Raw genomic sequence first — 6,291 nt, forward strand, 5'->3', positions numbered from 1 at the left:
TGTTCTGCTCATTTTGTGGCTTGGATTGCAAATTTTGCTTTGGGGAACACCAATTCTCAATCATTTGGTTTACCTCATTTGTGGTGTATTACTCGTGATTTTGTGTTTATTGCCGGGAGTAAGGTTTGGGCTTGAAAAGCCTCCCGCACCTCCACTGCAACGCGAACCTGACCTTATCGAGCTGGAAGCTCAATTTACAAAAGATATCGATCCGGAGCGTGCCAAAAACCGCCAATTTACCAATACGCTTCGTTCTGGAAGGGGTTGAACGGAACTTGAAAATCTGCTCCTACCGTAGCAGAGCCCTAAGGAATGCAGCCAACCAGCCATTCCCTGAAATAAAAAAGGAGTAAATTGTTTTCGGAGACTAAGCGGTTACGGTTTGGGGTGTGTGGCAAAAAATTTCCATATAAGATCAGAGGCGGAAATAGATTTCGTGGGCTGGTCCGCATCTGGACGGCCTGATGAACGTCCTCCCGGCCAGGCATGTCCGCCACCGATGATCGTGTAGAGTTCCACAGATGTGGAAGCCGCACAACCGCTCCAAATCTGGTGCTGAATGTCATCAAACGTGGTCAGTTGAGGCTGAGAAGCGCAATTGTTGAAGGCTGTCCAAAACTCCACCGAATCTTGTACCGAGGTAAAATCCACGCTGAGACGGGACTGAGGACCTGCGCCGCCGTTGTACAAAATGTGCTGATCTTCCGTGCCATGGAACATGATGACGGAAATGGGATGGGAAGGGTTGCAGGGAATGGTATTAAGCGTCCCAGCCACCGGCGCAATGCCGGCGAACAGGTCGCTGGCCTCACAACCCAACCGATGCGAGAGCAGTGCACCGTTCGACATACCGGTTGCGTAGATGCGCTTTGGATCAAGGTTTATCAGCGTCTCCAGGTCTGTTACAATTGCGCGAACAAAACCAACATCATCTACTTTTTTTTCATAGGCATAACCGCAGCAGTTACCGGCGTTCCAGGTCAGTAGTTTATCGTCGCTCAGGCGGCCTGTGCCGTTGGGGTAAGCCACAAGAAAACCGTGCTGATCGGCCACTTGATGAAAGCCGGTCATCTGAATGGCATTTTGCGCATTGCCTGTTCCGCCATGAAAGACGAACACCAATGCAGGCGGTTGATTCCAGTTGAGCGAGGTGGGTACATACAGGATGTAACTGCGTTCTCTGCCATCATGAATTATGGTTCGGCTGATTTCACCGGCTGGTAAAGCGGGTGGGGGCGAACTGGTTGCCATTTCAACAGGCTGCATGGAAGGTGAAGGTGCGGCAGGCTGGGATTCAGGAGGAGAAAACCTGCACGCAAGGGCGAGAAAGATAAGAAGAGAACCAAGTAACAGGAAGTGTTTTCGCTTCATAGCCTTTTTCTAATGAATGGGAGTTTCTGCCCGATAGAGATGCCATTTGGCCGTCAGGGGATTATCTCCTTCAATGACATTATAAAAGACCCATACCTGGGATGTTCCTACGAAGGGTTCAGGCTCGGCTTTGGCGGTCACAGAATCGCTTAACAGCCATTGTCGTTGGGGTGACTCAAACAGTGTAGAAAGCCAGATCTCACCTGCTTTAGCAAAGGTCACGTCCCAAAAACTTGTTCCAGCTTCATTGATTTGATACACCGTATATACTTTACCATTAAACTCAATCGGCTCATTGGATTGCGCCAGAGCAGGATTTGTCAACCCTGAAGTGGTTGGAATGATTATCTCTCTTAAGTGAAACTCCGCTTCTCCTGCCCCCCGAACGTAGACATGGTTACGTGCTTCGGCGTTTATACCGGCCAAGAGAATTTCTTGACCATTATACAACCATGAATAGGGATCTACCTTGTTACCTGCGTCATGGGTCACGGCCTGAGGCGCAGGATATGGCTGGGTCAGATCCAACATTCGGATCTGAACGATGCCATTCTCGTCTTCAAACCCATAGGTGAGTGCAGGTTTGTTCTTCATCCAGCGCACAAAAGCGGAATCTAGAGGTGCAAAACCGCGAAACGGGCGTTGCTGCCGCTCGATCACATTCACCTGTGAAGGGTTGTCCAACGAAATGTATTGTAATTCGAACCAGTCATTTCCCCGATTTGTGCCTCCAGCGGGAACGGATTCATTTTTGATCCAGAAAACGAAACCACCTTGTTGCTGTGGCAGGATGGTGGGGTAAATTGCCCGCCGTGTCAGGTCAGGGGGGGTGGACAATTCCTGTATCTCACCGGCATTGGGGGCGGTTGGGCGGACGAGGAGTAACTTACCTGTCCGGTCCATGCCAACATAATAAACACCCATTGCATCCATGCCGGGATTAGCGCGCCCGAGGACGGTACCTTCAAAAGCGCGGAAACCTTTACCGTCGGCGGGGATCAGTTCCCCCGTTTGAGGATTGACACCACAATGCCAGACAATCCCGTTACCCCTGTTATCAATCGTTTCGAACCAGACCATGTACTGTTTGTCAGCAGTAAATTCCACGTTGGAATAATTGACATCGGCGTTGCCAACCTGAACCACCTGCGGCTTGAACTCAGCCGAGGGTGTAGAAAATGCTTGCAATGGAGTTTGTGAAATGACACTCGGCGTTGAAACAGTGAAACGACAGGCCAGAGACAGCATCGTAGTAAGGAAGAAACAGATGAACAATCTTTTCACACTCATAAAGATAAACATTAATTTTATTTTTTTTATTATGAAGATTTTAAGATAATGTGAAGAAATTTTCATCCTGTACACCATATTACTCAGTCAGGGTGACGACTAACCATTCGCATCCTGAGCGGGTGATATCAAAAGGGGCAGGGTGGTTTGTAACACTGGCGAGCCGAAACCGGTATGATTTGCTGAATCTCGAGTACGATGCTTTTCTTTGAATTTTACCCAGCGGATTAACCCCAAAATCACCGTTTTTCTCCCCTGGCGGGGGATGGAATCAGGGTGAGTTCTGGCTTAATATCAAAACGATGATGCTTTCGACGAGTGTTTCGGCAGGGATATGTGTGTTGGCGGGCAGCCGCGACAGGCTGAGCGATGCGGCTACCTCTCTGCTGGCTGAACTGGCGCTGCGCGGTAGGGTGCTGGTGTTCGACGGCGGTAACCGTTTACAGGCTTATTCGCTGGCGCGTGCCCTGCGCGAACGCACCACGCGACTCGATCTGCTCAGTCAGCGGCTGCTGATTCGGCGCGCCTTCACTGCCTATCAAATGTTGACGCTGTTGGAAAGTACCCCCGCTCTTACTTCGCCGCTGGTCATTCTTGACCTGCTGGCAACTTTCTACGATGAAACGCTGGCGGTTGGGTCAGCGCGCTGGCTGATCCAGCGCTGCCTGCAACAGATTGACCGCTTGCAAAATCATGCGCCGGTTTTCATTCTGCTGATTTCTTCTCCTACATCCCAACGGCGCTTTTTACAGGAGATGGTTTGTAAAAAAGCAGATACGCTTTTTGTTGAGCCGCAGACGTCTTCGTCCTTTGTTCAGCCATCTCTGTTTAAGGGGTAAAACAATGGGTCGCACTGTTCCAACCGTTACCTGTCAGTTGAATGAAACCGAAGCCATGCTGCAAAGTTTTCGGCGCACGCTGCGGCGCAGCGATCAGGCTCTGCTGGATGGGCTGCTGGCATCCGCCCGCCGTCATGTGGCAGCCATCTCAGCCAGCGGCGCGTTACTGCCCTTTGAGTCAGCCCTGCTGGCAATGCTGGTCGAGCAGGCGCGCCAGATTGCTGCTTTGCAGCAGGAGATCAGCATTTTACAGGAGGAGCTGGTGCGCTTGCGTGATGGGAAAAGTTGAAAAAATTGGCTGGCTGATGGATGTTTACACCCGCCCAAGCGGCGAACTGGTGTGCTGGCTGGTAAGCGAGGACGGGCAGCGCTGGTTGTTACCGATGGCGTTTCCGGTCACGTTTTGCGTAGCTGGTAGCCTGTCTGTGCTGCGACAGGCGTGGCGATTTCTGCAAGGGCGCGGTGCAGGCTGTTCGCGGCAGGTACGCCGTGACCTGTTTGAGGGAGAACGCACGGTGCTGGCAGTAACGGTGGATTTGCCGGGCCGGCTGCCAGAAGTGTACCGCCGCCTGGCGCAGGCTTTTCCGGGACTGGACTACTACGATGCCGACTTGCCGCTCTCGGTGCGCTTTGTTGCCAGAACAAAGGTGTCGCTGGTGGGGCGCTGCCGCTTTGAAACGGATGGGCAGCAACTAGTGGGATTGCAGCCACTCGAATCGGCATGGGAGATGCAGCCTTCGCTGCCGCCTCTGCGCTTGATGGAAATAGATTGTGACCAAGACCCGGCACTCCATCCGCCGCAGCAGATCGTGATTCGCTGTGCAAAACGCTGCTATCGCTTTAGCCTGCAACCACTGCGGGCATTTCTGGTCAACTTGCAGGCGCTGCTGCGGATTTACGACCCGGATGTGATTCTGACCCGCTACGGGGATACCTGGCTGTTCCCCTTCTTAAGCGAAACAGATCCCTTGTTTAACCCCAACCGCGACGAACAGATGAAAGTTGAATTCCGTCGTGAGCGCAGCCTGTTTGCTTACGGACAGGTGCTTTACCGCGGAGCGCAGGCATTGCTGTTTGGGCGTTGGCACATTGACCGTTGCAATGCTGCCCTGTTTGGGGAGATTGGGCTGGCGGGCGCGCTGGAACTGGCGCGGGTAAGCGGTTTGGGTGTGCAGGAAGGGGTGCGAAAATCACCCGGCGCCGGAATTACCGCTATGCAGATGCAAACTGCCTTGCGGGACGGCGTGCTGATCCCGGCGGTCAAACAGCAAGCCGAGTCGGCACGCACCCTCAGCCGATTGATTCGCTATGACCGCGGCGGGATGGTCTATCAGCCGCTGGTGGGGGTGCACTGCCATGCGGCCGAGCTGGATTTTGCTTCGATGTACCCCGCTATTATGGTGCGTTATAACATCTCGCCCGAAACGTTGAATAAAAAGGATGCGCCAGCCGGCTTGATTCCACGCACCCTGCAACCGCTGCTGGTCAAGCGGTTGGCGCTCAAGCACTGCCTGCGTACGCTCGATCGGCGCGACAGCCGCGTCAGCGAGTTGAAAGCCCGCCAAACCGCGCTCAAATGGCTGCTGGTGGTGTGTTTTGGGTATTTGGGGTACAAAAATGCCCGCTTTGGGCGGGTGGAGTCGCATGAGGCGGTAACCGCCATCAGCCGCGAACTGCTATTGCAGGCAAAAGAAAGCGCCGAAGAAATGGGCTTCAGCGTACTGCACATGTATGTGGACAGCCTGTTTGTGCAGCGGGAAGGAGCGCAGAGTGAGCAAGATTTTATCCCGCTGGTCGAGCAAATTCAGCAACAGACCGGCATTGGAGTTACCCTCGAAGGGGTGTACCGCTGGCTGGTGTTTCTGCCGGCACGACGTGACCGGCGCATCCCAGTTGCAAACCGCTATTTTGGCGTTTTTGAGGATGGCACATTGAAATACCGCGGTATAGCCATGCGTCGGCATGATACCTGCCAGTATGTAGCCGAAACACAACTGGATATTTTGCAGTGTCTGGCGCAGGCGGATGATCCCCGTGAACGTTGGAGGGAGGCATGGGCGCTCGTCAACCAGCGGGTGAGGTTGTTGCAGCGCCGGCAAGTGGCAGCGGATGTGCTGCAAATGGCAGTTAAACTCAGCCGAGACCCGCAATCTTTCCGCCGTCCTTCGGCAGCAGCACAGGCCGCCCGACAGTTACAGTCACAGGGGGTTGCAGTGCGCGCCGGTATGCGGCTTTTTTTCTGGTTTAGCCGGCAGGGGGTCAGTGTTACACCCCCCGGTGCCGATGAGTTAGACTGGGATCGCTACGCACGGCTGGTTTTGCAGGCTGCCGCAGAGATGCTGGATATCCTGCAGCCGGTGCGGGAGGTTCGTCAATTCCACTTACCGTTGAGCAGGTAAGCCCTGTTTTTCAAGTTTTCAAAACAATGCGCGCATCTACGATCTGCAGGCCGTGTTCAAATACCAGGGCAGGGTTGAGGTCAATTTCCAGAATTTCCTCGCAATCCATCATCAATTGAGACAGGCGCAGCATGGCATCCACCAGTGCAGCGCGGTCGGCGGGCGGCTGACCACGAATTCCGCGCAGTAAGCGTGCGCCGCGCAGCTCATTCAGCATTTCTTCAACATCTGCGCGGCTTACGGGCGCAAGGCGGATGGCGATATCTTGCAGGGCTTCTGCGTAAATACCACCTAGACCCAACAACAGGACAGGGCCAAAGGAAGGATCGCGTTTGGCGCCCAGAATTATCTCTCTGCCGCCGTTCAACATTTTCTGAATCAGGAATTGTTCG

7 protein-coding genes are annotated in these 6,291 nt (G+C 53.7%); 4 read left to right on the forward strand and 3 right to left on the reverse strand.

Annotated elements, in window-relative coordinates:
- Positions 1-268, forward strand: a 268-nt coding sequence (locus tag ACWIZX_RS14975) for a hypothetical protein (RefSeq protein WP_448336361.1), incomplete at its 5' end; no start/stop codon positions are given.
- A 107-nt stretch (positions 269-375) separates the two neighbouring features.
- Here the strand turns inward: ACWIZX_RS14975 and ACWIZX_RS14980 are convergent.
- Positions 376-1,251 carry an extracellular catalytic domain type 1 short-chain-length polyhydroxyalkanoate depolymerase gene (locus ACWIZX_RS14980; protein ID WP_448336362.1) on the reverse strand — a complete coding sequence of 292 codons (876 nt, stop codon included), beginning with the start codon at positions 1,249-1,251 and terminating at the stop codon, positions 376-378.
- A gap of 129 nt (positions 1,252-1,380) precedes the next feature.
- On the reverse strand, positions 1,381-2,727 hold the full coding sequence (locus ACWIZX_RS14985) for a hypothetical protein (protein WP_448336363.1): 1,347 nt from the start codon (positions 2,725-2,727) through the stop codon (positions 1,381-1,383).
- Between the two features lie 236 nt (positions 2,728-2,963).
- Here ACWIZX_RS14985 and ACWIZX_RS14990 point away from each other — a divergent pair, with 236 nt between their 5' ends.
- From ACWIZX_RS14990 to ACWIZX_RS15000, 3 genes are read left to right on the forward strand one after another with little or no spacing between them, the layout of a single operon-like run.
- A complete protein-coding gene (locus ACWIZX_RS14990) occupies positions 2,964-3,500 on the forward strand; it encodes a hypothetical protein (protein ID WP_448336364.1) in 537 nt (178 codons plus the stop codon).
- A gap of 4 nt (positions 3,501-3,504) precedes the next feature.
- Positions 3,505-3,789, forward strand: coding sequence for a hypothetical protein (locus ACWIZX_RS14995; RefSeq protein WP_448336365.1), 285 nt, complete (start codon positions 3,505-3,507; stop codon positions 3,787-3,789).
- On the forward strand, positions 3,776-5,899 hold the full coding sequence (locus ACWIZX_RS15000; protein WP_448336367.1) for a DNA polymerase domain-containing protein: 2,124 nt from the start codon (positions 3,776-3,778) through the stop codon (positions 5,897-5,899). Before ACWIZX_RS14995 ends, ACWIZX_RS15000 begins: the two co-directional genes overlap by 14 nt.
- 10 nt (positions 5,900-5,909) lie before the next feature.
- Here the strand turns inward: ACWIZX_RS15000 and ACWIZX_RS15005 are convergent.
- Positions 5,910-6,291 (reverse strand): acetate--CoA ligase family protein (locus tag ACWIZX_RS15005; RefSeq protein WP_448336366.1); only part of this gene is annotated, 382 nt, incomplete at its 5' end.

Source organism: Bellilinea sp. (genome assembly GCF_053501535.1).